Source organism: Acidovorax sp. GW835-FHT14G06 (assembly GCF_058793595.1).
This window is the reverse complement of sequence record NZ_JBXAGA010000014.1, coordinates 34,893-61,456: the sequence shown is the minus strand read 5'-3', so window position 1 is coordinate 61,456 and position 26,564 is coordinate 34,893. Positions and strand designations below refer to the sequence as shown.

The window sequence follows — 26,564 nt, the reverse complement described above, 5'->3', positions numbered from 1 at the left end:
CCATGTTCCGCGCAATGCGTAGGACAGGGGCCGACAGGGCTGTGCGCCAACCACCAGGCTGGCCTCAGCCCCCTGCCCTCAGCCCCTCACAACACCCGCCCGCCTCAGCGGGCCAGCACGGGCGCGAGGGCCTTGCCCGTGTGCGTGCCCGCCGCCACCACGTCTTCGGGCGTAGCCGCCGCCACGATGCGGCCGCCTGCGCCACCGCCCTCGGGCCCCAGGTCCAGAATCCAGTCGGCCTCGGCGATCACGTCGAGGTCGTGCTCGATCACGATCACGCTGTGGCCGCCATCGACAAGACGGTGCAGCACGCGGATGAGCTTGTCCACATCGGCCATGTGCAGGCCTACCGTGGGCTCGTCCAGCACGTACAGCGTGTGCGGCACCTTCTGGCCCCGGCGGCCCACCTCGTCACGCACCTTGGTCAGCTCGGTCACGAGCTTGATGCGCTGCGCCTCGCCGCCGCTCAGGGTGGGGCTGGGCTGGCCCAGCGTGAGGTAGCCCAGGCCCACGTCCTGCAGCAGCTGCAGTGGGTGCGCAATGCTGGGCATGGTGGCGAAGAAGCCCACGGCCTCATCCACCTCCATCTGCAGCACGTCGCCAATGCTCTTGCCGCGCCAGGTCACGGCCAGCGTTTCGGGGTTGAAGCGCGCACCGTGGCAGGTCTCGCAGGGCACCTTCACATCGGGCAGGAAGCTCATCTCGATGGTGCGCACGCCCGCACCTTCACAGCTGGGGCAGCGGCCTTCGCCGGTGTTGAAGGAAAAGCGCCCCGCCGCATAACCGCGCGCCTTGGCCTCCAGCGTTTCGGCAAACAGCTTGCGGATGGTGTCCCAGAAGCCGATGTAGGTGGCAGGACATGAACGCGGTGTTTTGCCGATGGGCGTCTGGTCGACTTCGAGCACGCGGTCGATGCTCTCGAAGCCAGACAGGCCGGTGCAACCCACCAGCGGCGGCGCCTTGCCGGCGTCCATCGCATCGCGCCCGGCCTTGGTACTGCGCTGTTGCACCCAGGCCTGCACATTGGCCAGCAGCACATCGCGGGCCAGGGTGGACTTGCCCGAGCCGCTCACGCCCGTTACCGCCACCAGGCGGTGCAACGGCACGGTGGCGGTCAGGTTCTGCAGGTTGTGCAGCTGTGCGCCATGCACGGTGAGCCAGCGCATGGCAGCGCGTTCCTTGGCCTCGGTCAGTGCGTCAGCGGCCAGCGATGCAGCTTGGGCTGCGCGCTTCTTCACCGCGGCGCTTTGCCGGCCGGTGGGTGCTGCGGCCTCGGCTTGGGCAAAGGCGGCCGTCGCTTCGACACTGACCTCGCTGGCCGACATGCTGCGGCGCAGTTGCAGCGGGTGCTTCATGGCGTGCAGCAGGTAGCGGCCGGTTTGCGAATCCTCCGCGCCCGTGATGTCGGCCACGCTGCCCTGCGCCACCAGGCGCCCGCCGCGTTTGCCGGCGCTGGGGCCGATGTCGATGATGTGGTCGGCACGGCGGATGGTGTCTTCGTCGTGCTCCACCACCACCAGCGTGTTGCCCTTGTCACCCAGCTTGTGCAGGGCGTTGAGCAAAATCTGGTTGTCGCGCGCATGCAGGCCGATGGTGGGCTCGTCGAGCACGTAGCACACGCCCTGCAGGTTGCTGCCCAGCTGCGCGGCCAGGCGGATGCGCTGCGCCTCGCCGCCGCTGAGCGTGGGCGCACCCCGGTCCAGCGTGAGGTAGCCCAGGCCCACTTCTTCCAGAAACTCCAGGCGGCTCTGGATCTCGGGCACCAGGTCGCGGGCAATATCCGCCTCCCGTTGGGTCATGCCGCCTTCGATGCGAAGCGTCTCGACCCAGCGGCGCACGTCCGTGACGGACAGCGCGGCAATGTCGGTGATGCCCACACCGGCAAACTGCACGGCGCGCGCCGTGGCGTTCAGCCGCGTGCCACTGCAGCTCGGGCAGGCCGTGTCGGCCAGGTCTTCCACCTCGGGCTCGGCAAAGGTCTGCTCGCGGCCTTTTTCCTTGTCGTCCTGCACCGAGTCGTCAAACACCTTGCGCTGGTCCTTGGTGAGCTTGACGCCGGTGCCCACGCAGTCGGGGCACCAGCCATGCTTGCTGTTGTAGCTGAACAGGCGCGGGTCCAGCTCGGCATAACTGGTGGCACACACGGGGCAGGCGCGCTTGGTGGAGAACGCCTGCAGCGTGCCAATACCGGCCGTGGGCTGGCCGCCCTCCATGGCTTCACGCAGACCTGTGATGCCTGAGAGAACATGCACCACGCCCTTGCCGTGGGTGAGCGCATCGGCCAGCGCGGTGCGGAGCTGGGCTTCGTTATCGGGCGACACATCGAGGCTGGCCACGGGGAGCTCGATGGTGTGTTCCTTGAAGCGGTCGATGCGCGGGAAGTTGGTAGTGGGCAAGAAGTTGCCATCCACGCGCAGGTGTGTGTAGCCGCGCGGGCGGGCCCAGTCGGCCAGCTCGGTGTACACGCCCTTGCGGTTCATCACCAGCGGCGCGAGCAGGCCGATGTGCTGGCCGCGGAACTGCGTGAGCAATTGCGCGGCGATGCTCTCGGGCGTCTGCGGCTGCACGGCAGCGCCGTCTTTGGTGCAGTGCTGGGTGCCCAGCTTGACGTACAGCAGCCGCAGAAAGTGCCACACCTCGGTGGTGGTGCCCACAGTGGACTTGCGCCCGCCGCGCGACAGGCGCTGCTCGATGGCCACGGTGGGCGGGATGCCGTAGACCGCGTCCACCTCGGGCCGCCCGGCGGGCTGCACGATGGAACGCGCATAGGCGTTCAGCGATTCGAGGTAACGGCGTTGACCTTCGTTGAACAAAATGTCGAACGCCAGCGTGGACTTGCCCGAGCCACTCACGCCCGTCACCACATTGAACTTGCCACGCGGGATGTCCACGCTCAGGTTCTTGAGGTTGTGCTCCTTGGCGTTGACAATTTCAATGGCGTTTTTGGCCGCAGGCGCTAGATCCATATGCGCAAGGTGCTCTGATTTTCGTAGCGCCGCAGCCTTTTCGTGCACCGAGTGGCCGCCCACGCCCAGCGCCAGTTCGTAGTCGCGCAGCGCCTGCCCGGTGTGGGATGTAGCGTGGGCTCGCACGTCCTCGGGCGTGCCCTCGGCCACGATGAGGCCACCCGCATAGCCGCCTTCCGGCCCCAGGTCGATCAGCCAGTCGCTGGCGCGGATCACGTCCAGGTTGTGCTCGATGACGATGAGCGAGTGCCCTGCGTCGATGAGCTTGCGAAGCGCGCGCATGAGCTTGGCGATGTCGTCAAAGTGCAGGCCGGTGGTGGGCTCGTCGAACAGGAACAGGGTGCCCTTGCGCGCCACCGTCTGGCGCGATTTGCTTTGTACGCGTGCAGCCTCGGCCAGAAAACCAGCCAACTTGAGGCGCTGCGCTTCGCCACCCGACAAGGTGGGCACAGGCTGGCCCAGCGCCACGTATTCGAGCCCCACATCCACGATGGGCTGCAGCGCGCGGATCACATCGCGGTCATTGGCAAACACGGCCGCTGCTTCGGCCACGGTCAGGGCCAGAACGTCAGCCACATTCATCGTGCGTCCACCCCGCTCGATGGTGATCTCCAGGATCTCGGGCCGGTAGCGCTTGCCGTCGCAGTCGGGGCAGCGCAGGTACACGTCGGAGAGGAACTGCATCTCCACATGTTCGAAGCCCGAGCCGCCGCAGGTGGGGCAACGCCCGTCGCCGCTGTTGAAGCTGAACTTGGCGGCGGTGTAACTGCGCTGCCTGGACAGCGGCGCCACGGCGAAGAGTTCGCGGATGCTGTCCCACGCGCCCACGTAGCTCACCGGGTTGGAGCGTGCAGTCTTGCCGATGGGCGATTGGTCCACGAACACCACGTCCGACAGGTGGTCGGCGCCCAGCATGCGGTCGTGCGCGCCCGGCGCATCCGTGGCCTTGCCAAAGTGGCGCAGCAGCGCAGGGGCCAGCACGTCCTGGATCAGGCTGGATTTGCCCGAGCCGCTCACGCCCGTCACGGTGACCAGACGCTGCAGCGGGAACTCCACGGTCACATCCTGCAGGTTGTGCTCGCGCGCGCCTTCCAGGATGAGGCGTGGGGTCGATTCCGTCACCATGCGCTTGAATCCAAAGCCCACATGCTTGCGCCCGCCCAGGTAGGCGCCCGTGAGCGTGTCGGCCTTGCGCAGGTCGGCGGTGGTGCCGTCGAACACGATCTGCCCACCCAGGCGGCCCGGGCCGGGGCCCATGTCGATCATGCGGTCGGCCGCAAGCATGACGGCAGGGTCATGCTCCACCACCACCAGGGTGTTGCCCGCGTCGCGCAGGCGCAGCATGGCCTCGGTGATGCGGTGCATGTCGCGCGGGTGCAGGCCGATGCTGGGTTCGTCCAGCACAAACAGCGTGTTAACCAACGAAGTCCCGAGCGCGGTGGTCAGGTTGATGCGCTGCACCTCGCCGCCGCTGAGCGTGCGGCTTTGGCGGTCCAGCGTGAGGTAGCCAATGCCCACGTCGCACAAGTACTTGAGGCGCGTGGTGATTTCTTCGTGCAACAGTTTCAACGCCTGGGCATCGCCGCCCTTGGCGTCGTCACCCACCGGCAACTGCATGCGCGCAAAGAACTGGCGCAGGCGGTCGATGGGCAGCAGCATCAGGTCGTGCAGGCACAGACCGGGCAAGGCCTCCAATTGCTCACGGCTCCATTGCACGCCCTCGGGCAGGAAACGCTTGCCGGGCTCCAGCACCGCATCGGCATCTTCCTTGCGGCCAATGCGCCAGAGCAGGCTTTCGGTCTTGAGGCGTGCACCGGCGCAGGTGGGGCACGGCGTGTAGCTGCGGTACTTGGACAAGAGCACGCGGATGTGCATCTTGTAGGCCTTGCTCTCCAGGTATTCAAAAAAGCGCTTGATGCCGTACCACTGCTTGCTCCACTGCCCGTCCTTGTAGCCCGGCGCGCCGCCGATGACCCATTTCTTCTGATCGTCCGTGAGCTTGTTCCAAGGCGTGTCGCGCGGGATGCCTGCCGCCTCTGCGTGGCGCATGAGGTCGTCCTGCGCTTCCTTCCATGCAGGCGTCTGGATGGTCTTGATGGCACCTGCGCGCAGGGTGAGCTTGTCGTTGGGGATGACCAGACCATAGTCCACGCCGATCACGCGGCCAAAGCCCCGGCAGCTGTCGCACGCGCCCACGGCGGAGTTGAACGAGAAGGCGGAGGGGATGGGATCGCTGTAGCGCAGGTCGCTGTCGGGACAGTGCAGGCCGGTGGAGAAGCGCCAGAGTTCGGGCTCGCCCTCATCCACCAGCCGATAGACGTTCAAGCGCCCGGTGCCGCGTTTGAGCGCCACCTCGATGGCCTCGATCACCCGCACCTTTTCGGCATTGCCCAGGCGGAAACGGTCGGCCACCACATCCAGCACCTTGCGCGGGCCGGTGGGGGTGGCCACTTCGCGCTCGGCCTGCACTTTGGTGAAGCCGCTGGCGGACAGCCACTGCTCCACCTGCTCCGCGCTGGTGTTGGCAGGCAACTCGACCGGGAAGGTCAACACGATGCGGGGGTCACTGGCGGCAGCGCAGCGCGCGGCCAGCTCCGCATAAATGGTCTCGGGCGTGTCATGCCGCACTGGCTGCGCCGTCTGCTTGTCGAACAACTGACCTGCGCGTGCGAACAGCAACTTCAGATGGTCGTTCAACTCCGTCATCGTGCCCACGGTGGAGCGGCTGGAGCGCACGGGGTTGGTCTGGTCGATGGCAATGGCCGGGGGCACCCCTTCGACCTTGTCCACGGCAGGCTTGTCCATACGGTCGAGGAACTGGCGCGCGTAGGCGCTGAAGGTCTCCACGTAGCGGCGCTGGCCCTCGGCATAGAGCGTGTCGAACACCAGGCTGGACTTGCCCGAGCCGCTGGGGCCTGTGACCACCGTGAGTTCGCCGGTGCGGATGTCCAGATCCAGGTTCTTGAGGTTGTGCTGGCGTGCGCCGCGGATACGGATCAGTCCCTGGGTCATGGAAGCAGTCTTTCGGGTGTGAGGCGGGACATTCTAGGGACGCGCCCGGCGTTTGCGCCTGCCCGCGCCGATTACCCCCGAGGCGCGCTGCGGTGCTTTGACCGTGGGCAAAGCAGGGGCAATGGAGCAATGGCTGACGAAAAGCGGGTGTTCTGGCCCGAAACATCGGTTTAGACTGCGGCCTCCACACAAACCCAGAGGAGACCGCCATGACAAAACAATGGCAACTGCGAGCGGCCGGCATGGTCCTGGCGCTGGCGGCCAGTGCAGCCAGCCATGCCCAGATCCTGATCGGCCAGACGGCAGGCTTCAGCGGCCAGGTAGCAGCCGGCGTGAAGGAAACCACGGACGGCGCGCTGCTGTACATCGACGCCATCAACGCCAAAGGCGGTGTCAATGGCCAAAAGATCGAACTGATCTCCCTGGATGACAAGTTCGACCCCAAGCTGGCGGCGGAAAACGCCCGCACGCTGATCGAAGACAAGAACGTCTCGGCCCTGTTCCTCAACCGGGGCACCCCCCACACCGAGGCCATCCTGCCGCTGCTGGACAAGCACGGCGTGGTGCTGGTGGCGCCTTCCACCGGCGCGATGGTGCTGCACCAGCCGGTGCGCAAATACATCTTCAATGTGCGCGCCACCTACCAGCGAGAGGCTGAAAAGGCGATCACCCACCTGGCGTCCATGGGCATCACCCGCGTGGCGCTGGTGTACGCGGACGACAGCTTTGGCGCCGACGGCATTCAGGGCGCACAGAAGGGCCTGGCGACCGCCAAGCTGACGGCGGTGGTGTCCGAAAAGTTCGACCGCGCCAAGCCCGACTTCACCCCCATCGCTGCCAAGGTAACCAAGGCCGATGCGCAGGCAGTGCTGATGGTGGCCTCGGGCTCTGCGGTGGTGGATGCCACCACCGCACTGCGCACGGCGGGCTCGGCCGCGCAGATCGTGACGCTGTCCAACAATGCCTCCAGCGGCTTCATCAAAAGCCTGGGGGCCAACGCGCGGGGCGTGATCGTGACCCAGGTGTTCCCCAACGAACGGGCCGTGACCTACCCGATGGTGAAGGAAGCCCAGGAACTGGCCAAGACCAAGGGGCTCACCGAAATCAGCCCCGCCATGCTGGAAGGCTTTGCCGCCGCCAAGGTGCTGGTGGAAGGCCTCAAGCGCGCGGGCCCCAAGCCCACCCGCGAGAAGATCCAGGTCGCACTGGAGAGCATCAAGAAGCTGGACCTGGGCGGTCTGGAGGTGAACTTCAGCCCCGAGGACCACACCGGGCTGGATTTTGCCGACCTGTCCATCATCGGCACGGACGGGCGCTTCCGCCGCTGAGAGGTCCTCATCGCGCTACGGGTGATGGACCCACCACCCGCTCCACCCTGGCGCAGGTGGTGAGCCCCTGCCACCGGGCCTACGCGTTTTTACAGTTGTCCCGCGCGGGGGCGTCCCTACACTCGGGCGCTCCACACGCAGGAGATAACCCCATGAAGAAGATTGGCCTGGCCGGCGCGTTCTGCGCCCTGGCCGCAGCCCTGGGCATCGGTTCAGCCCACGCACAGATCCTCATTGGCCAGACGGTGGGCATCACCGGATCGGCCGCGGCCACCGTGGCCGAGTCCATGCAGGGCGCAGCCCTCTACATCGACCATGTCAACGCCAGGGGCGGGGTCGGCGGGCAGAAGGTAGAGGTGCTGTCACTGGACGACAAGTTCGACCCCAAGCTGACCCTGGACAACACCCGCACGCTGATCGAACAAAAAGGTGTCATCGGCCTGTTCATGACCCGTGGCACGCCCCACACCCAGGGCATCATCCCGGTGCTGGAGCAGCATGGCGTGCCGCTGGTGGGCCCATCCACCGGGGCGATTGCGCTGCACCAGCCAGTGAGCAAATACGTGTTCAACGTGCGTGCGCCCTACCAGCGCGAAGTGACCAAGGCCATCTCGCACCTGCACACACTGGGCATCCAGCGCATTGGCGTGGTGCATGTGGACGACACATTTGGCGCCGACGGGCTGGCCGGCGCACAGGCGGGGTTCAAGGCAAACAACATCGAAGCGCTGTTCATCGAAAAATTTGACCGCACCAAGCCCGACTACAGCGCCATCGCGCCCCGCGTGGCCGGCAAGCAGCCCCAGGCCGTGATTTTCATCGGCACCGGTGCGGCGGTGGTTGATGGCATCAAGGCCTTGCGCGCCGCGGGCGTTGCCGGCCAGATCGTCACGCTGTCCAACAACGCGTCAGGCGGCTTTGTGAAGGCGCTGGGCGACCAGGCCCGGGGCGTGGTGGTGACGCAGGTGTTCCCGTCCGAGCGCTCGCTCAACTACCCCGTGATCAAGGAGGCCATCGACCTGGCCAAGGCCAGGAACATCGGGGACCTGACGCCCGCCATGCTGGAAGGTTTTGTGAGCGCCAAGGTGTTGGTCGAAGGCCTCAAGCGCGCGGGCGCCAAGCCCGACCGCGCCAAGCTGCATGCGGGGTTGGAGAGCATCCACAAGTGGGACCTGGGCGGGCTGGAGCTGAGCTACAGTCCCACCGACCACAGCGGGCTGGACTTCTCCGACCTGTCCATCATCGGCACGGACGGCCGCTTCAAGCGCTGACACGGCACAGGCGCCCCGCGCCACACGAAGACAAGACACCAAAAAAAGGCCCTGCCAGCAATCGCTGGCAGGGCCTTTGTCATGCCGGGCAGTGCGCTTATTGCGCGCTGGCAGCCGATGCGGGGGCAGCAGCTGGCGCAGGTGCCGCTGCGGGCGCGGCCGCACTGGCGGGTGTCTCGGGGGCATGCACCGCATCGGCACCGTGTTTTTCACCGCCCATGTCGGCCTTGTCGCCCGCCGTGATGATCACGTACATCGACAAGGCGGCAAACAAGACGAAGCCAACAACAATCTTCCACATATCAATATCTCCTGGGATGGGTTTGTTCAATCAAGGGGCCTGGCTGACGCGCAGGGTTGTGGGTTGTACTGGTGCGCGGCACAAGCCCCTTGATGGAACACAGGGCCCGACCCTTGCGGGGCGGGCCCTGTACACCGGTCAGTAACGATCAGTCGTTGGCGTAGATGTCCACGTCCTTGGTTTCCTTGATGAACAGGCCACCAATCACTACCGTGGCACCGGCGATGATGATGGGGTACCACAGGCCGTTGTACATGTTGCCGGTCTGGGCCACGATGGCAAACGCCGTGGTGGGCAGCAGGCCGCCGAACCAGCCGTTACCAATGTGGTACGGCAGGGACATGGACGTGTAGCGGATGCGGGTGGGGAACATTTCCACCAGCATGGCGGCGATGGGGCCGTACACCATGGTCACCAGCAACACCAGGTAGGTCAGGATGATGGTGACCATCACCTTGTCGATACGGGCAGGGTCTGCCTTGGTGGGGTAGCCCGCAGCCTTCAGGGCATCGGCCACAGCCTTCTTGAACTCGCCATCTTTCTTCTTGGCTTCGTCAGCGGGCAGGCCCTTGCTGGTGTACGAGGCGATGACGGTTTCACCGATCTTGATGGAGGCGGGGGTGCCCGCGGCGCCCACGGCGTTCTCGTAGCTCACTGAGGCGCCAGCCAGCACCTGCTTGGCGATGTCGCACGAGCTGGTGAACTTGGTGGTACCTGTGGGGTTGAACTGGAACGAGCATTCCTTGGGGTCTGCCGTCACGATCACCTGATTCTTGGCCTGGGCTTCAGCCAGGGCAGGGTTGGCCGCCTTGGTCAGTGCGCCAAACACGGGGAAGTAGGTCAGCGCGGCCAGCAGGCAGCCTGCCAGGATGATGGGCTTGCGGCCAATCTTGTCCGACAGCGAACCGAAGACGATGAAGAACGGCGTGCCAATCAGCAGCGACACGGCCACAAAGATGTTGGCAGTGGCGCCATCGACCTTCAGTGCTTGCGTCAGGAAGAACAGCGCATAGAACTGGCCCGAGTACCAGACCACAGCCTGGCCTGCCGTCAGGCCTACCAGTGCCAAGATCACGATCTTCAGGTTCTTCCACTGGCCGAAGGACTCGGTCAGCGGGGCCTTGGAAGTCTTGCCCTCGGCCTTCATCTTCTGGAACGCAGGCGACTCATTCATCGACAGACGGATCCAGACCGAGATGGCCAGCAGCAGGATCGATACGATGAACGGAATGCGCCAGCCCCAATCACCAAAGGCTTCTTCGCCCAGCACGGTGCGGGTGCCCAGGATCACCATCAGCGACAGGAACAGGCCCAGCGTGGCGGTGGTCTGGATCCAGGCGGTGTAGGCGCCGCGCTTGCCGTGCGGTGCGTGCTCGGCCACATAGGTGGCAGCACCGCCGTATTCACCGCCCAGTGCCAGGCCTTGCAGCAGGCGCAGGGCAATCAGGATGACGGGAGCGGCCACACCGATGGACGCGTAGGTCGGCAAGATGCCCACGATGAAGGTGGACAGGCCCATGATCAGGATGGTGACCAGGAACGTGTACTTGCGGCCGATCATGTCGCCCAGGCGGCCGAAGAAGATGGCGCCGAAGGGACGAACAATGAAGCCCGCCGCAAACGCCAGCAGCGCGAAGATGAACGCCGAACCGGCATCCAGACCGCTGAAGAACTGCTTGGCGATGATGGCTGCGAGCGAGCCGTACAGGTAAAAGTCGTACCACTCGAAAACGGTGCCGAGCGACGAGGCGAAGATGACCTTCCTCTCTTCGGGCGACATCGGCCGCGGTGCGGGATGAACAGTTGCCATGGTGTGTGTCTCCTATTGGTGTTACAGACCGCACTGCGGCGGGCTGCACGCATTCTTGGAGATGGCACTGACCACCCTCTGACGCGAAACCAACAAGAGCTTTCATCAAACTGACCGCTCTCTGACAACTTAGGGTGAAACCCGCATCACCCCTTTCAGCATCCGGAAATTACTCAGGGCTTGCCGGGTAAACCCGATGGGAGCTGGCTGACAGCGTCCCAGGCGGGGCCGTCGAACCAGGCGTCGCCATCGAGGTAGGCACGCAGCATGGGCAGGCCGTCCAGCCCCCAGAACAGCTTGCCGTCCACACCGAACGCGGGCACGCCAAACACACCGGCTGCTTGCGCGGCTTCGGTGTTGGCACGCAGCAAGGCCTTGGGGCCGTCGCTGTTCACGTCCTGCCCGGGGCGCACCTGCTCCGCCAGCGCCTCGGCCAGCGTGGCCAGGCGCGCAGGGTCCAGCGCGTCGGCGCCGCCTTGCCACACGTGCAGCAACACCGTGCCCGCCACGTAGCGGTTGATGCTGCCGTCGTCGCTGCAGGCCAGGGCCTGGCGCAGCAGGGGCAGCGGGTTGAACGGGTGGCGCGCAGGCATCTGCAGTGGCGTGCCTTGCGCATGGCCCAGCCAGGTCACATGGCGGTAGGTCCAGTCGCGCTTGGGGGCAATGCCCGCAGGGCCGGGGTTGCCGTGCTGCTGCAGCAGGGCACCCAGCAGCACGGGCTGGTAGGTCACGCTGTAGGTCAGCCCTTCCAGCACCTCGGGCAAGCGCTCAAACGCCAGCCAGGCATAGGGGGAAATGAAGTCCAGGTAGAACGTGATGCGCTTCATGCCTCGGTCTCCGGCACGGGCCATGCAATGCCGGCGCGTTGCAACAACTGCGCCCAGATGGCGCGCCGCTGCGGAGCGTCGGCACGCGACCAGGCGCGGATTTCATCCAGCGTGCGAAAGCAGCCTTCGCAGTGGCTGCGGTCGGGCGTCATGCGGCACACCGAAATGCAGGGCGAAGGCACTGGCTCGGCACTTTTGGGGTCAAATTGGCCGGTAGCGCTAGTCTCTTTTGCCTTGGCAGCTAGCAAATCAATAGCATTCATGAGGCCGCCTGGGGCGCAGACGCGTCCGCCACCGGTGCTTGCACCACGTCCACGACGGGTGCGCCCGTCAGGCGCTGCAGGTCGCTGGGGTGCAAGGGGAACACACCGTGGGGGTGGCCTGCTGCGGCCCACACCACGTCAAAGCGCAGCAGGTCCTGGTCGATGAGCGTGACGGGCGGCGTGGCATGCGCCACGGGCGACACGCCGCCAATCGAGAAGCCGGTGCGCGATTTCACAAACTCGGCATCGGCCCGGCCGATCTTGCCGCCCACATGGGCTTCCACCTTTTTCTCGTCCACGCGGCGGTCGCCCGAGGTAACCACCAGCACCGCAGCATCGTCGCTCTTGCGCCGGAAGATGATGCTCTTGGCCACCTGCCCCACCAGGATGCCCAGCGCATCGGCGGCCTGCTGTGCGGTGCGTGCGGCATCGTCCAGCATCTGCGGCAGGTGCGGGTGGCCGCGCCGCTGCAGTTCGGCAGCCACACGCTGTACGCCCTCGGGCAGGTTCTTCAGTTCGGCTCCACACATTCGCGTTGTCTCCAGCAGGTCCACAGGGGGGGCGTGATTCGGTCGGGTCTCCCTCCATTTTGCCGCGCGCCATGGCCTCCCTGGCACCCCGGCCCGCATGTCCCTGCACGGCGCTCCGGCACCGGGGCCAAATCCGGCCACTTTACAAACAGGAAATGTGTGCGCCCCACAATGCGCTGAACCTTCCCAACCCTACCGCTCCCACGCCCATGAACGATGCTGCGTTGTCCCCGCTGTGCCCGAGCCTGCCCGCGACCTCCCCTGCCAACACTGTGCCGGGCCGCCCCGCCCTCGGGGCATTGCCATGCCGGGGAGCGTTGCTGGGGCTGCTGCTGATCGCGGGCATCTTGTCCGGCTGCAGCAAACCCAACGAGGCCCCCGCACCGGCCAAGGCTGCCCCTGAAGTGGGCGTGGTCACGCTCAAGCAGCAAAGCCAGCAGCTCGAAGCCGCCCTGCCCGGCCGCACCCGCGCCTCGCTCACGGCCGAGGTGAGGCCCCAGGTGTCGGGCATTCTGCAAAAGCGCCTGTTCACCGAAGGGATGCTGGTGCGCCAAGGCCAGCCGCTGTACCAGATCGATGACGCCTCGCTGCGGGCCACCGAAGCCAGCGCTCAGGCAGCCCTGGCCAAGGCCGAGGCCACAGCGCGCACCCAGGAGGCCACGGCCAAGCGCAACGCGGAGCTGGTGAAGATCGACGCCATCAGCCAGCAGGCCTTTGAAGAAAGCCAGGCCGCCGCAGCCCAGTCGCGCTCCGACGTGGCCGTGGCCCAGGCCAACCTGGCTACCGCCCGCATCAACCTCAAGTACAGCCGCATCGAGGCACCGATCAGTGGACGCACCAGCCTGTCCAACGTGACGCCGGGGGCACTGGTCACGGCCAACCAGGCCGATGCGCTGACCTCCATCGTCCAGCTTGATCCGATGTACGTGGACTTCACCCAGTCCACCACCGAGCTGATGCAGTTGCAGCGGGACTGGGACGCTGGCCGCTTCCAGAAGGTCGAGGGCGACAAGATCCCCGTGCGCATCCGCCTGGATGACGGCACCGAGTACGCGCAACGCGGCCAGCTGCAGTTTGCCGGCGTGATCGTGAACGCCACCACCGGCACCGTCACGCTGCGCGCCGTGGTGCCCAACCCCAAAGGCACGCTGATGCCCGGCATGTACGTACAGGCGCTGCTGCCCACCGGGCTCGCGCCCGAAGCGCTGCTGGTGCCCCAGCAGGCCGTGACCCGCGACCTCACCGGCAAGCCCAGCGTGCTGGTGGTCAAGGACGGCGATGTGGTGGAAAAACGCCCGATCAGCATCGACCGGGCGGTGGGCAACCAGTGGCTGCTGCAAGGCGGGCTGGCTGCCGGCGAGCGCGTTGTGACCGAAGGGTTCCAGCGCGTCAAACCGGGCGACAAGGTGCGCGCGGTGGAGGTGGACCCCAAAGCACCCGCCAAGGGCCGCAAGGGAGCCCCAGGCGCCGACGCACCGCCCGCTGCAGGTGCCGCGCCCGCCTCGGCCCCTGCCCCAGCGGCCTCCCGCTGAGCACGAAGGACGCAGCACATGGCTCAGTTCTTTATCAACCGGCCCATTTTTGCCTGGGTCATCGCCATCATCATCATGCTGGGCGGTGCGCTGTCCATCGTCACGCTGCCGCTGGAGCAGTACCCCGACATCGCTCCGCCACGCGTGACCATCGGCTCGCAATACACCGGCGCCTCGGCCGAGACGGTCGAAAACTCGGTCACGCAGATCATCGAGCAGCAGCTCAAGGGCATCGACAACATGCTCTACATGAGCTCGACCTCGGATGCCTCGGGCCGCTCGCGCACCACGCTCACCTTCGCGCCCGGCACCAACATCGACGTGGCGCAGGTGCAGGTGCAAAACAAGCTGCAGGCCGCCACCAACCGCCTGCCCGACGCCGTCAAGAGCCGGGGAGTGTTCGTCAACAAGGGCGGGCAGGACTTCCTGGTCACTTACAGCTTCTTCTCCAAAGACCCCTCGATGAGCGCCGTGGACATCGGCGACTTCCTGACCAGCAGCCTGGTGGACGTGATCGGCCGCATCGACGGTGTCGGTGACGTGACGGTGTTCGGCACCAACTACGCCATGCGCATCTGGATGGACCCGGCCAAGATGGAGAAGTACGCGCTGATGCCGTCGGACCTGGTCAATGCGCTCAACGCCCAGAACGCCCAGGTGTCTGCCGGCCAGCTGGGCGCCCTGCCGGCGGTGTCCGACCAGCAGCTCAACGCCACCATCACTGCCCGCACCAAGCTCAAGACGGTGGAGCAGTTCGAGGCCATCGTGCTCAAGTCGGCGCTCGATGGCTCAGTGGTCACCGTCAAGGACGTGGCCCGCGTGGAGCTGGGCGCCGAGAACCTGACCGTGAAGGCCAAGCTCAATGGCATGCCCGGTGCGGGCATGGGCATCGTGCTGGCCGACGGCGCCAACGCCATGCAGGTGGCCGATGCCATTGCCGCCAAGCTGGCCGAGCTCAAGCCCTACTTTCCCAACCAGATCGACTACTTCGTGAGCTCGGACTCCACGCCCTTCGTGCGCGCGTCCATCAAGGAAGTGGTCAGCGCACTGGGCGAAGCCATGATCCTGGTGGTGATCGTGATGTTCGTGTTTTTGCAGAACTTCCGCGCCACGCTGTTCCCCGCCATTGCCGTGCCGGTGGTGCTGCTGGGCACCTTCGGGGTGCTGTCGCTGGCGGGGTATTCGATCAACACGCTGACCATGTTTGCCATGGTGCTGGCCATCGGCCTGCTGGTGGACGATGCGATCGTGGTGGTCGAAAACGTCGAGCGGGTGATGCACGAGACCGGCCAGTCGGCCAAGGAGGCCACCCGCCAGTCCATGCGCGAAATCACGCCCGCCCTGGTGGGCATCGGGGTCACGCTGTCAGCGGTGTTCGTGCCCATGGCGTTCTTTGGCGGCTCCACGGGCGTGATCTACCGGCAGTTCTCCATCACCATCGTGGCAGCCATGGCGCTGTCGGTGTTTGTGGCGCTGACCCTCACCCCGGCGCTGTGCGCCACGCTGCTCAAGCCCGCAGCCGCGTCTGCCGGGCATGACCGGCCCATCCGGCGCGGCCTGCTAGGCCTGAACGACCGGTTCTTCCGCTGGTTCAACCACCATTTCGACGCCACCTCGGCACGCTACCAGGGCACGGTGGCCTACACGCTGCGCCGCACCAAGCGCATGGTGCTGATCTTTCTGGCGGTGTGTGGCGTGGTGTGGCTGCTCATGGCGCGCCTACCCACATCCTTCCTGCCCGACGAAGACCAGGGCTTCCTGTACGTGAACGTGAACCTGCCCTCGGGCGCCGCCGATGCGCGGCTGCAGAGCGTGCTGGACCAGGTGCGCGACTACTTTGCGCAGCAGCCCGATGTGCTGAGCTTCTACCAGGTCTCGGGCATCAACGGAGACCAGGCCTCGGCCCGCGGCTTTGTGCGCCTCAAGCCCTGGGAAGACCGTACGCTGCCCAACCAGGCCGCCGCGCAGATTGCCTACAAGGCCACGCGCGACCTGGCCTCCATCCGCGATGCGCGGGTGCTGGTCGTCATGCCGCCGGCCGTGCGGGGCCTGGGCTCCAGCTCGGGCTTCAACTTCGTGATCAAGGACATGAACGGCCTCGGCCACCAGGCGTTGCTGGCGGCCACCAACACCTTCCTGACCGAGGCGCGCAAGCGGCCCGAACTGACCAACCTGCGCATGACCAACCTGGAAGATGCCAGCGAGCTGCGCCTGGAGATCGACGACCGCAAGGCCGCCGCGCTCGGGCTGTCGTACAACGACATCAACAGCGTGCTCTCCAGCGCCATTGGCGGCACCTACGTGAACGACTTCCTGAACAACGAACGGGTCAAGCGCGTGTACATCCAGGGCGACGCTCCGGCGCGCATGCTGCCGCAGGACGTGGCGCGCTGGAGCGTGCGCAACAGCAAGGGCGAGATGGTGCCGTTTGGCGCGTTCTCCACCAGCTACTGGGCCTACGGCTCGCCGCAGCTGCTGCGCTACAACGGCAACCCGGCGTACGAGCTGGAAGGCCGCGCCGCACCAGGCGTTAGCTCGGGCGCAGCCATGAAGATCGTGGAAGACATCCTGCGCACGCTGCCTCCCGGCATTGGCTACGAGTGGACGGGCGCCTCGCTGCAAGAACGCCAGTCGGGCGCCCAAGCCCCCATGCTGTACGCGATCTCGATCCTCTTCGTGTTCCTGTGCCTGGCGGCTCTGTACGAGAGCTGGACCGTGCCGCTGTCGGTGATCCTGGCCGTGCCGCTGGGTGTGGTGGGGGCGCTCGCCGCCACCTACACCCGGGGCCTCACCAACGACGTGTACTTTCAGGTGGGGCTGCTGACCACGGTGGGGCTGGCGTCCAAAAACGCGATCCTGATCGTGGAGTTTGCTGTGCAGCTGCAGGAGCAGGGCAAGAACCTGTTTGACGCCATCGTCGCGGCCGTGCGCCTGCGCCTGCGGCCCATCCTGATGACCTCGCTGGCGTTCGGCTTCGGGGTGATCCCGCTGGCCATCGGCACCGGCGCGGGTGCAGGCGGTCGGGTGGCCATCGGTACCGCCGTGCTGGGCGGCATGCTGGCTTCCACCGTGCTGGGCATCTTCCTGGTGCCGGTGTTCTTCCTGCTGATCCGCCGCTGGTTCAAGAGCCGGTCGCGCAGCGAAGACAACGCACCGCCACCGCCTGCCACCACCCTAGCGCACCCCACTCAGGAGAGCGCAGCATGACGCGCCCACCCTTTTCGCCACGCCGCCAGCGCCGGACTGCCGCCATCGCTGCAGCCCTGGCCACCACCGCACTGATCGCGGGCTGCAACCTGGCCCCCGTGCACCAGACCACCGCCCTGCCGGTGCCTGACACCTTGGGCACCACCAGCGGACAGCCGGCCGTGGCCAGCGATGCTAGCCTGCAGGCGGCAGCGGCGCTGGGCTGGGTGCAGGCCCAGCCGCTGCGCGATGTCATTGCCCTCGCGCTGTCGAACAACCGCGACCTGCGCGTGGCCGTCGAGACCATCGAACGGGCCCGCGCCCAGTACGGCATCACCCGCGCCGACTTGTTGCCCAGCGTCACCGCGCAGGCGCAGGCCAGCCGCGCGCGCACCGCCGCCGGCATGAGCAGCGCCACAGCCGCTGCGCAGGTGGCCACGCAGTACACGGCACAACTGGGGTTTGCCAGTTACGAGATCGACTTCTGGGGCCGCGTGCGCAACCTCAACGAGGCAGCGCTGCAGCAGTTTCTGCAGAGCCAGCAGAACCAGCGCAACATCCAGACGGGCCTGATCGCCGATGTGGCCAACGCCTGGCTCACCCTGGCCGCCGACGAAGCCCGGCTGCAACTGGCGCGCGACACCCTGGCCAGCCGCGAAAAGGCCTATGCGCTGACCGAACGCATCCACGCCATCGGCTCCACATCGGGACTGGTGCTGGCCCAGGCGCAGACCACGGTGGACGCGGCACGCGGCGATGTGGCGACCTACCTGGCGCAGGTGGAGCGCGACCGCAACGCACTGCAATTGCTGGTGGGCGGCCCGGTGCCTGCGGCCCTGTGGCCCACCGCCAGCACGCTGCGTGCTGACGCGCAGGCCCCGGCGGTCTTGCAGCCCGTGCCGGTGCCGCTGGCGTCCAACGTGCTGCTCGCCCGGCCCGACGTGCAGGCCGCCGAAAATGCCCTGCGCGCCAGCGAAGCGAACATCGGCGCTGCGCGGGCGGCCCTGTTCCCCACCATCAGCCTCACGGCCAATGTAGGCACTGGCAGCCGCGAGCTGGATGGCCTGTTTGGTGCAGGCAGCGGCACCTGGAGCTTTGTGCCGCTGGTCCGCCTGCCCATCTTCGACGCCGGCCGCAACCGCGCCAACGTGCAGGTGGCCGAGGCCAACCAGCGCATCGCGGTGGCCCAGTACGAAAAGGCTGTGCAGACCGCGTTCCGCGAGACCGCCGATGTGCTGGCCGACCGCGCGCAGTGGGACGAGCGCATTGCCGCACAGACGCGGCTGGTGGCCTCCACCCAGAAAGCGTTCGACCTGTCGGAGGCGCGTTTCAAGGCCGGGGTGGACAACTACCTCACGGTACTGGATGCGCAGCGCAGCCTGTATGCGGCGCAGCAGACCCTCATCGGTCTGCGCCAGGCCGAGCAGGTCAACCGCGTGACGCTCTGGAAAGTGCTGGGAGGCACCCCGGACGCCGGTTGACGACGGCCGGGTGCAGAGGGATCAACAGTCAGCCCGCGCGCTTGGTCAGCAAGGCATTGGCCGCGCGTGAGTTGGGCTTGCGATCCAGGAAGCCGCTGATGTAGGCCCCGGCATCGATGAGGAGATCCAGGTCGATGCCGGTCTCAATGCCCATGCCGTGCAGCATGTAGACCACATCCTCGGTCGCCACGTTGCCGGTGGCGCCCTTGGCATAAGGGCAGCCGCCCAGACCCGCCACGGACGACTGGAAGTTCCACACGCCCAGTTCCAGCGCGGCGAGCGTATTGGACAGTGCCTGTCCGTAGGTGTCGTGGAAGTGGCCCGACACATCGTCAATGCCAAAGTGCTGCAGCGTCGCCTCCAGCGCCTTCTGCACCTTGCGCGGGGTGCCCACACCAATGGTGTCAGCCACATCCACGCGCTGCACGCCAATGCCCTGGAGCAAGCCAGCCAGGTAGGCCACGCGCTCAGGGGCAATGTCGCCTTCGTACGGGCAGCCCACGGTGCAGCTCATGGCGCCGCGCACACGGATGCCGGCGGCCAATGCTGCCTCCACTACCGGGGCAAAACGCTCGATGCTCTCGGCAATGCTGCAGTTGATGTTGCGCTGGCTGAAGGCCTCGCTGGCGGAGCCGAAGACAACGATCTCGTCGGGCTGGTCCAGCACGGCCGCCTCAAAGCCCTTGAGGTTGGGCGTGAGCACCGAATACGCCACGCCTGGCTGGCGGGTGATGCCCCTCATCACCTCGTGGTTGTCGGCCATCTGCGGCACCCACTTGGGGCTGACGTAGCTGGTGACTTCGATCTCTTTCAGGCCGGCCTGCTGCAGGCGGTGCACCAGCTCGATCTTGACGGCGGCGGGCACCGGGGTCTTTTCGTTCTGCAGGCCGTCGCGGGGGCCAACGTCGATGAGGCGGACACGGGAGGGAATGCTCATGGGGCTACCAAGTGGTGGATCAAGGAATGCCGCCATTGTCTCGCCACCGCCTCCACAGGGCCACCCCATATCGTGCCAGACCATTCGCCGGACGCGCCATCAGCCAGCCCGAGTGTGATCACCCTCAACCTCCTGCCGCAGCAAGGCCACCATGGCCTGCGCCGCCAGCGACAGCGGCCGCCCGCGCAGCGTGATCAGCCCGATGGGCCGGTGCAGCACGGGCGCCTTGAGCGGGCGTGTGACCACCTCGGGCCGGCGCACCACCTGGGCGGCCAGCTCGGGCAGCGCGCTCACACCCAGCCCCGCCGCCACCATGGCCGCAATGGTGGCCAGGTGCTCCACCTCGTAGCGGGGTTCAAAGCGGATGCGATGCGTCAGCAAGGCCTCTTGCGCGTACTGCCGCACGCTGGTGCCCGCAGGCATGGAGATGTGGTGCAGCTCGGCCACCTCGGCCCAGGCGATGGCACCCCGCCCACGGGCCAGGGTGTGCGTGCGCTGCATCAGCAGCACAAACCGATCGGACACCAGCGGGGTGTAGTCCAGATCCGCATAGGCGGGGTTGGCGGCGGTGAGGGCAAAGTCCACGCGCCCGGCACGCACCATGTCAAACGCCGGGCCCGCCAGGCTGTCGATCAGCTCCATCTGCACGCCCGGGTGCTGTGTGGCGAACCGGGCAAACGCGCGGGGTACGGCCCCGGCTGCCAGCGACGGCAGCGCCGCCAGCGCAATGCGACCCACCTGCAGCTGCGCCACCTCCTGCACGCGGCGCACGGTCTCCTCCATCTGGTGGCGCAGAAACCGCGCCTGCTCGGCAAACACCTCGCCCGCCAGCGTGAGCTGCACGGTGCGCGTGGTGCGCTCAAACAGGCGCACGTCCAGCATCTCCTCCAGCCGCGCCACCGTGCCCGACACGGCCGACTGCGACAGGTGCATCTGCAAGGCTGTGCGCCGAAAGCTCAGCGTCTCGGCCAGGGAGAGGAACACATCCACCTCGCGGGCGGACCAATTGATCTTCATAGCCGATCAGTCTATCGAAAAAGACGTCTGGACCGCGCAATGCAGGCCCCCTAGACTGAATTCAAGGCAAGCACACCGCTTGAGCAAATTGAGAAGAACAAGGAGACACGATGGAGAACAGTTCGCCGCGCAACGCACGCACCGTGGTGGTGGGCGGAGGCACCATGGGGGCCGATGTGGCTGTGGTGCTAGCCCGGGGCGGCGCGCAGGTCACGGTGGTGGACCCCCACGCCGCACGCCGCGACTACCTGTTGCCCCACATTGCACAAGAGCTTGCCGCCGCAGGCCAGGCCACCCATGCCGGCGCGGTGCAGGTATGCGCCAGCCTGCAGGACGTTGACTGGAACGGCGTGGTGCTGGTGGTCGAATGCATCACCGAGCAACTGGCCGCCAAGCAAAAGCTGTTTGCCCTGCTGGAAACCGTAGCGCCCCCCAATGCCGTGCTGGCCAGCAACAGCTCGGGCTTTCCCATTAGCGCCATCGCGCAGGGCCTGGCCACGGCCCAGCGCATGCTGGGCCTCCACTTCTTCATGCCCGCGCACTTGGTACCGCTGGTGGAGGTGGTACTGGGCGAGCGCAGCGACCCGGAGCTGGGCACCTGGCTGCACGCCTTCATGCGCGGCTGCGGCAGCGTGCCGGTGCTGGTCAAGAAGGACAAGCCGGGCTTTCTGGCCAACCGCATGCAGCACGCCCTGTCGCGCGAGGCGTTTGCGCTCATCGACGAAGGCATTGCCTCGCCCGAGGACGTGGACGCCGCCGTGCGCTTCGGCTTCGGTTTCCGGTTCCTCGCTGCAGGCCCGGTGCTGCAGCGCGACCATGCAGGCATTGAGGTGCACACCGCCGCCGCAGCCACCATGTACCCCACGCTGTCCAACACGGACGTGCCCGCCCAGGCCTTGCGCGACAAGGTGGCCCAGGGCCAGCTCGGCATGAAGACCGGCAAGGGCTTTTTCGACTGGCCCGAAGACCGCAAGCTGGCCGAGCGCGCGCGCTACGACACTCTGCTGCGCCAGGGCCTGGCCCTGCTGGCCAGCGAGCTGCCCACCATCGAGGCCCCCACCAATACCTCATCGACTGACACCCCATCGACCACCGGAGCCCGCGCATGAGTGCATCGCCCGCCACCTCCAGCCAGTGGGCCGACCCACTGATCGTGACCGTGGCGCCCAACGGCGCCTACAAGCAGCCTGCCGACCATCTGGCCGTGCCCATCACACCGGCCACGCTGGCCACCACGGCCAAGGCCTGCCTGGACGCGGGAGCGGCCATGCTGCACATGCACATCCGCGACGCGCAAGGCCGCCACAGCCTTGATGTGGAGGGCTACCGCGAGGCGCAGCGCGTGGTGCGCCAGGCTGTGGGCGACGCGATGGTCATCCAGATCACCAGCGAAGCCGCAGGCGTGTACCAGGCCCCCGCGCAGATCGCCATGGTGGAGGCCCTGCAACCCGAGGCCGTGTCCATCGGCCTGCGCGAAATCGACAAGCCCGAGATCGGCGAAGCCGGTTTGCAGCGCTTCTTTTCAGACCTGGCGCAGCGCCGCACCATGGTGCAGGTCATCCTGTACGACGTGGCCGACCTGCGCCGCTGGCAGGCCTTGCGCGCCAGTGGCGTGGTGCCCGATGCGCCGTGGTTCCTGCTGTTTGTGCTGGGCCGCTACAGCGCGGGGCAGACCTCCAGCCCGCGCGATCTGCTGCCCTTCCTGGCTGCCCACGAAGGCCCGGAGCCCTGGGCCGTGTGCGCCTTTGGTGCTGCAGAAAACACCTGTATCACTGCCGCCACACTGTTTGGAGGACATGCGCGGGTCGGCTTTGAAAACAACCTGCTGTGCAAGGACGGCAGCGTGGCCCCCGACAACACCGCGCTGGTGCGCCAGGCCGTCGATGCCGCCGCCGCGCTGGGCCGCCCGCTGGCCACCGCAGCCGATATCCGGCAGCGTTTTGGCGCAGGCTGAGCTGCTCCGCCCGACAGCGCGCCCTATCCATTGACATCAACCCGCAGCAGACGGGCTTTATCCATCCCCCAGGAGACAGACATGCAACACCGCCCAATTTCCTCGCGCATGCCCCGCGCCACCCGCCGCACCGTGCTGCACGCAGCCCTTGCCGTCCCCCTGGCCCTAGGCCTGGCGGGCCAGGCCGCCGCACAGTCGACCGCCACCGCTTTCCCCAGCAAGACCATCCGCTTTGTGGTGCCCTACCCACCCGGTGGCCCCACCGACCTGATGGCCCGCATGCTGCAGCCCGAGCTGCAAAGCCGCCTGGGCGTGACCGTGGTGGTAGACAACAAGGGCGGTGCTGGTGGCAACACGGGCAGCGCCGAGGTCGCCAAGCAGGCACCAGCCGACGGCCACACCCTGCTGCTGGCCGCCAGCGGCCCGATGGCGGTCAACCCGTCGCTGTACGCCAGCATGCCGTTCAACCCGCTGACCGATCTGGCGCCGGTGATCCAGCTGTCGGCGTTCCCGTTGGTGCTCGAAGTGCACCCCTCGCTGGGCGTCAAGACACTGGCCGAGTTCCTGGCCATGGCCAAGGCCGGCAAGCCAGTGCTGAGCTACGCGTCTGCCGGTAACGGCACACCTCAGCACCTGGCGGGCGAGCTGTTCAACACCACGGCGGGCGTGAAGATGGGGCATATCCCTTACCGGGGCGCAGGCCCCGCGCTCAACGACCTGATCGGCGGGCAAGTGAACGTGATGTTCGACATCGTCGGCAGCTCGTTACCCCACATCCAGGCGGGCAAACTCATCCCGCTGGCCGTCACGTCGAGCGAGCGTGCCAAGGTCCTGCCCAACGTACCCACCATGGCCGAGGCTGGCATTGCGGGCTACCAGATCACGGGCTGGCACGGCATTGCAGTGCGCGCAGGCACACCGCAGGCCACCATCGACAAGCTCAACGCCACGGTCAACGCCATCGTCAAGGAGCCCGCCTTCCGCGCCAAATGGGAAGCCATCGGCACGCCGGTGGTGGCGGGCAGCGCGGCCGACTTCGGTGCACTGATCAAGGCCGACGCGCAGCGCCTGGGCAAGCTGGTGCGCGATGCTGGCGTGACAGTGGATTGAACACCGCGCGTCGGGGTTCTCTGGCTCAGTAGCCGCGTGCGGGGTTCACCACACCCGCCACGGCCTCGCCGTGCTGCAGTGCCACCATCTTGCGCGCAATCTGCGCAATGCTTTCGTCGCGCAGCGTGCGCGCCGAAGTGTGGGGCGTGATGGTGATGCGTGGGTGGTTCCAAAATACGTGGCCTGCGGGCAGCGGCTCGGTGCGGAACACATCGAGCGTGGCACCCGCCACGTGGCCGCCGCCTACGGCGGCGATCAAGTCTTCGTCCACCAGGTGCGCGCCGCGCGCTACATTGATCACGTAAGCGCCGGGCAACAGGCGGGCGAGCGTGTCTTTGTTGATGACGTTGGTCGTGTCAGGTGTGAGGGGCAGCAGGTTGACCAGCACGCGGCTGGCGGCCAGAAAGTCGTTGAACTGCTCCGCACCCGTGAAGGCGCGCACACCATCGATGGCCTTGGGGCTGCGGCTCCAGCCGTTGATGGGAAAGTCAAACAGTGCCAGCGTCTTGGCCACACGTTCGCCCAGTACGCCCAGGCCCATCACGCCGATGGGGAAATCGCTGCGCATTCGGGGCTTGCGGTAGCCCCAACGGCCGGCGGCCATGTCAGCCTCGTAGCCATCAAACTCCCGAAAGTGGCGGATGACCGCATGGCTCACGTACTCGGCCATCTGCACGGCCATGCCCGCATCGTCCAGCCGCACCACCAATACATGGGGTGGCAGGCGCAGCTTGAGCAACCCATCCACACCCGCGCCGATGTTGAATAGCGCCTTGAGGCCCGGCTGCTCGTCCATGAACTGCTGGGGCGGCGCCCAGACCACGGCGTAGTCGGCCTGCGGCGCGCCCGGTTGCCACACGGAAACATCAGCGCCAGGCAATGCGGCGGACAGGCCCTGGAGCCAAGGGTCGGCCTTGGTGTCGGTACAGCAAAAAGTGATTTTCATGGCGCCTAAGGGTAGCCGCATCGGGCACCTCGCGCTGTCACCTGCAGGGCGCCCTGGAGCCGATCAGGCCTTTTCGGCCGCCACCAGCTTGAGCAGCTCGGCCCCTTCGGTGACCTGGTCGCCGGGCGCGTACAGCAGCTCCTGCACCACACCGTCGGCCGGGGCGGCGATGGTGTGCTCCATCTTCATGGCCTCCATCACCGCCAGAGGCTGGCCTTTGGCGACCTTGTCGCCCGCCTTCACGGCGAACGACACCACCTTGCCGGGCATGGGGGCGGTGAGGCGCCCACCTTCAGCTGCGGCCTCGCCCGCGTGGGCCAGCAGGTCGATGGCGGTGATCTGCGTGGCGCCCAGCGGGGTGAACACGTGGTCTACCTCACCTTGCGCATAGACCGCGGCGCGCGTGCGCTGGCCGGCAAACTGCAGTTCAATGCCTTCGGCCTTAGCGGAAAACACCAGCGGTCCGGCCACGGCGTGCTCTCCCTCACCCACCGTCAGGTGCAGGCTGCCGCCACGCTCGTAGTTCAGCCAGGCCTTGGCATGTTCGCCACCAAACTCAAACTCAAACCGGCGCTGCACCACACCATGCGTGTGGAAACCATCGCGGCGGCTGAACGGGTCCACGCCTTCGGTGGCGCGCTCATTCAGCAAGGTCTGCGCCACGGCAGCTGCGGAAGCCAGCGGCAGGCCGACGGGCTCCTGGTGGAACAGCACGGCCTGTTCGCGTGGGATGAGCGCGGTATCGAGCTGCGCACGGGCAAACGAATCGGTGCGTGCCACGCGGCGCAAAAACTGCACGTTGGTTGCCAGGCCCACGATGTGGGTCTGGGCCAGCGCCTCGTCCAGCCGCGCCAACGCCTGTTCGCGCGTGTCGCCGTGCACGATGAGCTTGGCCACCATGGAGTCGTAGAACGGGCTGATCGCATCGCCCTGTCGCACGCCGGAATCCACGCGCACCGCGCCTCTTTCAAACGTCACGCAATCGGGCAGCGCATACACATTGAGCGCACCGGTCGCGGGCAGGAAGTTATTGTCGGGGTTCTCGGCACAGATGCGGGCCTCGATGGCGTGGCCTGTGATGCGCAGGTCTTGCTGCTGGAGCGGCAAGGGCTCGCCCGACGCTACACGCAGCTGCCACTCCACCAGGTCGAGGCCGGTGATCGCCTCGGTCACAGGGTGCTCCACCTGCAGGCGGGTGTTCATCTCCATGAAGTAGAACTTCATCTGCTCGGGCGCGTCGTAGCCGCCGGGCTGCTCGACGATGAACTCCACGGTGCCCGCGCCCACGTAGTTCACAACCTTGGCAGCGGCCACAGCGGCCTCGCCCATGCGGGCGCGCAGCTCCGGCGTCATGCCTGGCGCAGGCGCTTCCTCCAGCACCTTCTGGTGGCGGCGCTGCACGGAGCAATCGCGCTCAAACAGGTACACACAGTTGCCGTGCGTGTCGCCAAACACCTGTATCTCGATGTGGCGCGGGCGCTGCACGTACTTCTCCACCAGCACCGCGTCGTCACCAAAGCTGTTGATGGCCTCGCGCTTGCAGGAGTCGAGCGCCGCCGCAAAGTCCTCGGCGTTGTCCACGGCGCGCATGCCCTTGCCGCCACCGCCGGCGCTGGCCTTGATGAGCACGGGATAGCCAATACGGTCCGCCTCGCGTTGCAGCAGCGCCGGGTCCTGGTCAGCACCGTGGTAGCCGGGCACCAGGGGCACCTGTGCCTGCTCCATGAGGCGCTTGGACTCGGCCTTCAGCCCCATGGCATTGATGGCGCTGGCGGGGGGGCCAATGAAAACCAGGCCCGCGTCGGCACAGGCCTTGGCGAAGTCTTCGTTCTCGCTCAGAAAACCGTAGCCAGGGTGGATGGCCTGCGCACCCGTGGCCTTGGCGGCCTCGATGATGCGCTCCCAGCGCAGGTAGCTGTCCTTGGGCGTGCTGCCGCCGATGTGCACGGCCTCGTCGCACACGGCCACGTGTTTGGCGTTGGCGTCGGCGTCGGAGTACACGGCGACGGTTTTCACGCCCAGGCGCTTGGCGGTCGCTGCGACACGGCAAGCGATCTCGCCACGGTTTGCAATAAGGATCTTGTTGAACATGT

General features: G+C 66.7%; 18 protein-coding genes. 8 read left to right on the top strand and 10 right to left on the bottom strand.

The window, feature by feature from the left end; genetic code table 11:
- Nucleotides 1-104 precede the first annotated feature (104 nt).
- Entirely contained in the window at nucleotides 105-5,978 is a 5,874-nt protein-coding gene (uvrA, locus tag AC1Q64_RS21610) for an excinuclease ABC subunit UvrA (protein ID WP_492252778.1), read from the bottom strand.
- Between the two features lie 242 nt (nucleotides 5,979-6,220).
- Here uvrA and AC1Q64_RS21605 point away from each other — a divergent pair, with 242 nt between their 5' ends.
- Together AC1Q64_RS21605 and AC1Q64_RS21600 are read left to right on the top strand one after the other, a co-directional pair.
- Entirely contained in the window at nucleotides 6,221-7,306 is a 1,086-nt protein-coding gene (locus tag AC1Q64_RS21605) for an ABC transporter substrate-binding protein (RefSeq protein WP_291438376.1), read from the top strand.
- A 152-nt stretch (nucleotides 7,307-7,458) separates the two neighbouring features.
- Entirely contained in the window at nucleotides 7,459-8,577 is a 1,119-nt protein-coding gene (locus AC1Q64_RS21600) for an ABC transporter substrate-binding protein (protein WP_492252777.1), read from the top strand.
- A gap of 97 nt (nucleotides 8,578-8,674) precedes the next feature.
- On the opposite strand, the gene AC1Q64_RS21595 is transcribed toward AC1Q64_RS21600, so the two are convergent.
- The 5 genes from AC1Q64_RS21595 to AC1Q64_RS21575 all read right to left on the bottom strand — a co-directional run bounded on the left by AC1Q64_RS21595 (nucleotide 8,675) and on the right by AC1Q64_RS21575 (nucleotide 12,308).
- Complete coding sequence (locus tag AC1Q64_RS21595) at nucleotides 8,675-8,878, bottom strand: hypothetical protein (protein WP_291438374.1); 204 nt, start codon at nucleotides 8,876-8,878, stop codon at nucleotides 8,675-8,677.
- Between the two features lie 148 nt (nucleotides 8,879-9,026).
- Complete coding sequence (locus AC1Q64_RS21590; protein WP_492252776.1) at nucleotides 9,027-10,688, bottom strand: MFS transporter; 1,662 nt, start codon at nucleotides 10,686-10,688, stop codon at nucleotides 9,027-9,029.
- 173 nt (nucleotides 10,689-10,861) lie between these two features.
- Nucleotides 10,862-11,515, bottom strand: coding sequence for a 2-hydroxychromene-2-carboxylate isomerase (locus AC1Q64_RS21585; protein ID WP_492252775.1), 654 nt, complete (start codon nucleotides 11,513-11,515; stop codon nucleotides 10,862-10,864).
- The gene (locus tag AC1Q64_RS21580; RefSeq protein WP_015015746.1) at nucleotides 11,512-11,778 is read right to left on the bottom strand and encodes a DUF1289 domain-containing protein; all 267 of its coding nucleotides are present in this window, start codon (nucleotides 11,776-11,778) and stop codon (nucleotides 11,512-11,514) included. Before AC1Q64_RS21580 ends, AC1Q64_RS21585 begins: the two co-directional genes overlap by 4 nt.
- Entirely contained in the window at nucleotides 11,775-12,308 is a 534-nt protein-coding gene (locus AC1Q64_RS21575; protein WP_056743801.1) for a YbaK/EbsC family protein, read from the bottom strand. The genes AC1Q64_RS21580 and AC1Q64_RS21575 overlap by 4 nt, the downstream gene beginning before the upstream one ends.
- 209 nt (nucleotides 12,309-12,517) lie before the next feature.
- Here AC1Q64_RS21575 and AC1Q64_RS21570 point away from each other — a divergent pair, with 209 nt between their 5' ends.
- The 3 genes from AC1Q64_RS21570 to AC1Q64_RS21560 are packed head-to-tail and all read left to right on the top strand — an operon-like array spanning nucleotide 12,518 to nucleotide 18,507.
- Nucleotides 12,518-13,840, top strand: a complete 1,323-nt coding sequence (locus AC1Q64_RS21570) for an efflux RND transporter periplasmic adaptor subunit (protein ID WP_492252808.1) — start codon at nucleotides 12,518-12,520, stop codon at nucleotides 13,838-13,840.
- An 18-nt stretch (nucleotides 13,841-13,858) separates the two neighbouring features.
- Nucleotides 13,859-17,047: an efflux RND transporter permease subunit gene (locus AC1Q64_RS21565; RefSeq protein ID WP_492252774.1), complete on the top strand. Its 3,189-nt coding sequence runs from the start codon at nucleotides 13,859-13,861 to the stop codon at nucleotides 17,045-17,047.
- Nucleotides 17,044-18,507, top strand: a complete 1,464-nt coding sequence (locus tag AC1Q64_RS21560; protein ID WP_492252773.1) for an efflux transporter outer membrane subunit — start codon at nucleotides 17,044-17,046, stop codon at nucleotides 18,505-18,507. Before AC1Q64_RS21565 ends, AC1Q64_RS21560 begins: the two co-directional genes overlap by 4 nt.
- A gap of 28 nt (nucleotides 18,508-18,535) precedes the next feature.
- Here the strand turns inward: AC1Q64_RS21560 and AC1Q64_RS21555 are convergent, their stop codons facing one another.
- Together AC1Q64_RS21555 and AC1Q64_RS21550 are read right to left on the bottom strand one after the other, a co-directional pair.
- Nucleotides 18,536-19,444: a hydroxymethylglutaryl-CoA lyase gene (locus AC1Q64_RS21555; protein ID WP_492252772.1), complete on the bottom strand. Its 909-nt coding sequence runs from the start codon at nucleotides 19,442-19,444 to the stop codon at nucleotides 18,536-18,538.
- Between the two features lie 99 nt (nucleotides 19,445-19,543).
- Nucleotides 19,544-20,461, bottom strand: a complete 918-nt coding sequence (locus AC1Q64_RS21550) for a LysR family transcriptional regulator (protein ID WP_099729225.1) — start codon at nucleotides 20,459-20,461, stop codon at nucleotides 19,544-19,546.
- 110 nt (nucleotides 20,462-20,571) lie between these two features.
- Here AC1Q64_RS21550 and AC1Q64_RS21545 point away from each other — a divergent pair, with 110 nt between their 5' ends.
- The 3 genes from AC1Q64_RS21545 (at nucleotide 20,572) to AC1Q64_RS21535 (ending at nucleotide 23,525) form a co-directional block, all read left to right on the top strand.
- Complete coding sequence (locus AC1Q64_RS21545) at nucleotides 20,572-21,570, top strand: 3-hydroxyacyl-CoA dehydrogenase family protein (RefSeq protein WP_492252771.1); 999 nt, start codon at nucleotides 20,572-20,574, stop codon at nucleotides 21,568-21,570.
- The gene (locus tag AC1Q64_RS21540) at nucleotides 21,567-22,415 is read left to right on the top strand and encodes a beta-keto acid cleavage family enzyme (RefSeq protein WP_492252770.1); all 849 of its coding nucleotides are present in this window, start codon (nucleotides 21,567-21,569) and stop codon (nucleotides 22,413-22,415) included. The genes AC1Q64_RS21545 and AC1Q64_RS21540 overlap by 4 nt, the downstream gene beginning before the upstream one ends.
- Before the next feature lie 81 nt (nucleotides 22,416-22,496).
- Nucleotides 22,497-23,525, top strand: coding sequence for a Bug family tripartite tricarboxylate transporter substrate binding protein (locus tag AC1Q64_RS21535; RefSeq protein WP_492252769.1), 1,029 nt, complete (start codon nucleotides 22,497-22,499; stop codon nucleotides 23,523-23,525).
- Between the two features lie 25 nt (nucleotides 23,526-23,550).
- Here the strand turns inward: AC1Q64_RS21535 and AC1Q64_RS21530 are convergent, their stop codons facing one another.
- Together AC1Q64_RS21530 and AC1Q64_RS21525 are read right to left on the bottom strand one after the other, a co-directional pair.
- On the bottom strand, nucleotides 23,551-24,471 hold the full coding sequence (locus tag AC1Q64_RS21530) for a 2-hydroxyacid dehydrogenase (RefSeq protein WP_492252768.1): 921 nt from the start codon (nucleotides 24,469-24,471) through the stop codon (nucleotides 23,551-23,553).
- Between the two features lie 63 nt (nucleotides 24,472-24,534).
- Entirely contained in the window at nucleotides 24,535-26,562 is a 2,028-nt protein-coding gene (locus tag AC1Q64_RS21525) for an acetyl/propionyl/methylcrotonyl-CoA carboxylase subunit alpha (RefSeq protein WP_492252767.1), read from the bottom strand.
- Nucleotides 26,563-26,564: the final 2 nt, after the last annotated feature.

Excerpts from the sequence above, each read along its gene's own strand:
- uvrA (WP_492252778.1), bottom strand. The coding sequence starts at position 5,978 with ATGACCCAGGGACTGATCCGTATCCGCGGCGCACGCCAGCACAACCTC.
- AC1Q64_RS21605 (WP_291438376.1), top strand. The coding sequence starts at position 6,221 with ATGGTCCTGGCGCTGGCGGCCAGTGCAGCCAGCCATGCCCAGATCCTG.
- AC1Q64_RS21600 (WP_492252777.1), top strand. The coding sequence starts at position 7,459 with ATGAAGAAGATTGGCCTGGCCGGCGCGTTCTGCGCCCTGGCCGCAGCC.
- AC1Q64_RS21595 (WP_291438374.1), bottom strand. The coding sequence starts at position 8,878 with ATGTGGAAGATTGTTGTTGGCTTCGTCTTGTTTGCCGCCTTGTCGATG.
- AC1Q64_RS21590 (WP_492252776.1), bottom strand. The coding sequence starts at position 10,688 with ATGGCAACTGTTCATCCCGCACCGCGGCCGATGTCGCCCGAAGAGAGG.
- AC1Q64_RS21585 (WP_492252775.1), bottom strand. The coding sequence starts at position 11,515 with ATGAAGCGCATCACGTTCTACCTGGACTTCATTTCCCCCTATGCCTGG.
- AC1Q64_RS21580 (WP_015015746.1), bottom strand. The coding sequence starts at position 11,778 with ATGAATGCTATTGATTTGCTAGCTGCCAAGGCAAAAGAGACTAGCGCT.
- AC1Q64_RS21575 (WP_056743801.1), bottom strand. The coding sequence starts at position 12,308 with ATGTGTGGAGCCGAACTGAAGAACCTGCCCGAGGGCGTACAGCGTGTG.
- AC1Q64_RS21570 (WP_492252808.1), top strand. The coding sequence starts at position 12,518 with ATGAACGATGCTGCGTTGTCCCCGCTGTGCCCGAGCCTGCCCGCGACC.
- AC1Q64_RS21565 (WP_492252774.1), top strand. The coding sequence starts at position 13,859 with ATGGCTCAGTTCTTTATCAACCGGCCCATTTTTGCCTGGGTCATCGCC.
- AC1Q64_RS21560 (WP_492252773.1), top strand. The coding sequence starts at position 17,044 with ATGACGCGCCCACCCTTTTCGCCACGCCGCCAGCGCCGGACTGCCGCC.
- AC1Q64_RS21555 (WP_492252772.1), bottom strand. The coding sequence starts at position 19,444 with ATGAGCATTCCCTCCCGTGTCCGCCTCATCGACGTTGGCCCCCGCGAC.
- AC1Q64_RS21550 (WP_099729225.1), bottom strand. The coding sequence starts at position 20,461 with ATGAAGATCAATTGGTCCGCCCGCGAGGTGGATGTGTTCCTCTCCCTG.
- AC1Q64_RS21545 (WP_492252771.1), top strand. The coding sequence starts at position 20,572 with ATGGAGAACAGTTCGCCGCGCAACGCACGCACCGTGGTGGTGGGCGGA.
- AC1Q64_RS21540 (WP_492252770.1), top strand. The coding sequence starts at position 21,567 with ATGAGTGCATCGCCCGCCACCTCCAGCCAGTGGGCCGACCCACTGATC.
- AC1Q64_RS21535 (WP_492252769.1), top strand. The coding sequence starts at position 22,497 with ATGCAACACCGCCCAATTTCCTCGCGCATGCCCCGCGCCACCCGCCGC.
- AC1Q64_RS21530 (WP_492252768.1), bottom strand. The coding sequence starts at position 24,471 with ATGAAAATCACTTTTTGCTGTACCGACACCAAGGCCGACCCTTGGCTC.
- AC1Q64_RS21525 (WP_492252767.1), bottom strand. The coding sequence starts at position 26,562 with ATGTTCAACAAGATCCTTATTGCAAACCGTGGCGAGATCGCTTGCCGT.